This window comes from Desulfovibrio sp. 1214_IL3152, assembly GCF_036763055.1.
Classification (GTDB): Bacteria; Desulfobacterota; Desulfovibrionia; order Desulfovibrionales; family Desulfovibrionaceae; genus Desulfovibrio.
Genome location: NZ_JBAIYW010000513.1, coordinates 1 through 1,513 on the forward strand (window position 1 = coordinate 1; position 1,513 = coordinate 1,513).

2 protein-coding genes are annotated in these 1,513 nt (G+C 61.5%); both read right to left on the reverse strand.

Annotation, left to right across the window (positions count from 1 at the left end; all coding sequences use genetic code 11):
* Positions 1–744, reverse strand: a 744-nt coding sequence (locus tag V6C07_RS10975) for an SMP-30/gluconolactonase/LRE family protein (protein WP_333536519.1), incomplete at its 3' end; no start/stop codon positions are given.
* Positions 745–746: 2 nt separating this feature from the next.
* Positions 747–1,262 carry a nuclear transport factor 2 family protein gene (locus V6C07_RS10980; RefSeq protein WP_333536520.1) on the reverse strand — a complete coding sequence of 172 codons (516 nt, stop codon included), beginning with the start codon at positions 1,260–1,262 and terminating at the stop codon, positions 747–749.
* Positions 1,263–1,513 lie beyond the last annotated feature (251 nt).

Consider the following 1,513-nt stretch of genomic DNA (forward strand, 5'->3'; position numbering starts at 1 on the left):
GGCGAAGCGGTACGGTATGGACGTGCCGATGGGGCCCATGGTCGTTGCGTCCGCCAATTCCACCCGATGCAGCAGGTTACGGCCGAATTCCGTGACCCACAGGTACGCCCCGTCCGGGCTGAGGGCCACGCCGTTGGCCATGGCCAGGTTTGGCGCCACGCAGGTTATGGTCTTGAAATCAGGCGAGACATAGTAGACCCCGCCCTTGGGCTGCGTGGGCGAACCCTTGAAGTCCGTGAAATAAAAACCGCCGTGCGCGTCCATGACCAGGTCGTTGGGCAGGTATCCGGCGTCAGGCGAGACGATTGCGCGCAGACCCTTGCCGTCCGGGTTTACCGCGAAGATGGCCCCCTTGGTGTAGGTGGAATCCAGGGCGGCGATGAACAGGCGCCCGTCTTTATGGAAGGCGATGCCGCCCGGCGAATAGCCGTCCAGATCAACGAAGGTCGAGAGTTTCTTGTCCGGCGTGGCGCGCAGCACCCGCCCGTTGCTGACGTCGCAGAAGAGGAGATTGCCCCTGGCATCGAAAATGGCGCCTTCCAGGATGTCGTTTTTGTCCGCCACTTTGAGCCACTGTTCCGCGGTCACGGTCTGCAGGTTGCGCTCCGAAGGCGGAATGGGCGCCGGGCCTCTGGTATGCTCGTCATAGGCGAGGCCAGCGGCCAGGCTGTGAAGCGGAGCAGCGCCCAGTGAAGCGAACAGAAGCGCGGTGACCGCGAGCATTCTGAGAAGTGTTTTATGCATTGTTATTCTCCGTTTTTGAGATCGAAAAAGCCCTGTGCGAATCCGCCCTTGACCCAGCCTTCGGTCCAGGGCGCGGCTTGGCGCACGTGGGCCTCCACTTCCTGAATGTACCAGCGGCCGTTCTTCTTGATGAAGGTGTCCCGGAAAATGCCGGGCAGGAAAAAGGCGCCGTCTTTGCCCTGGGTGTCCCGCAAGGTCAGGAAGGTCAGCATGTAAAAACTGCCTGTGGCCCGCGTGCCGTCCGGGTCTATCTCGATAATCGAGGGGGTGATGTTGTGGCAGGACCAGGGCTGACCGTGGACCAGCCGGCGGCATTGTTCCTTGATGGCTTCAGTGCCGGTGATGGTCACGCCTTCGATGATCCATCTGCCGTCCTCGGCGAAAAGTCCCGCGATGCCTTCCGGGTCGTACCCGGCGTCAAGAAATTCTGCATACCGGGCCTTGAGCTTCTTGATTGCTTCCATATCTTCAAGGCGCGTCACCCGTTGTTCCAGGGTGAGCGGTTCAGTGGATCCCATATTCACCGCCTTCGGTAAAAATGTGTCGTTGATGGAAGAGTGCTCCTCGTGCTTGGGGGCCGCCCGAAGAGCACTTCCGGGAATCCGGGGCATGGGCCCGCGGTCCGTCTTTACCAGGAGTACGCCTGCGGGGCTTCGCCGCCGGGGCCGGGGAAAATCGCGTCGAGCTCTTTCAGGGTTTCCGGAGAAAGCTTGACGTCGATGGCCGGGAGAGCCTGGGTCAGTTGGTCCACGATGCGCGGGCCGACGAT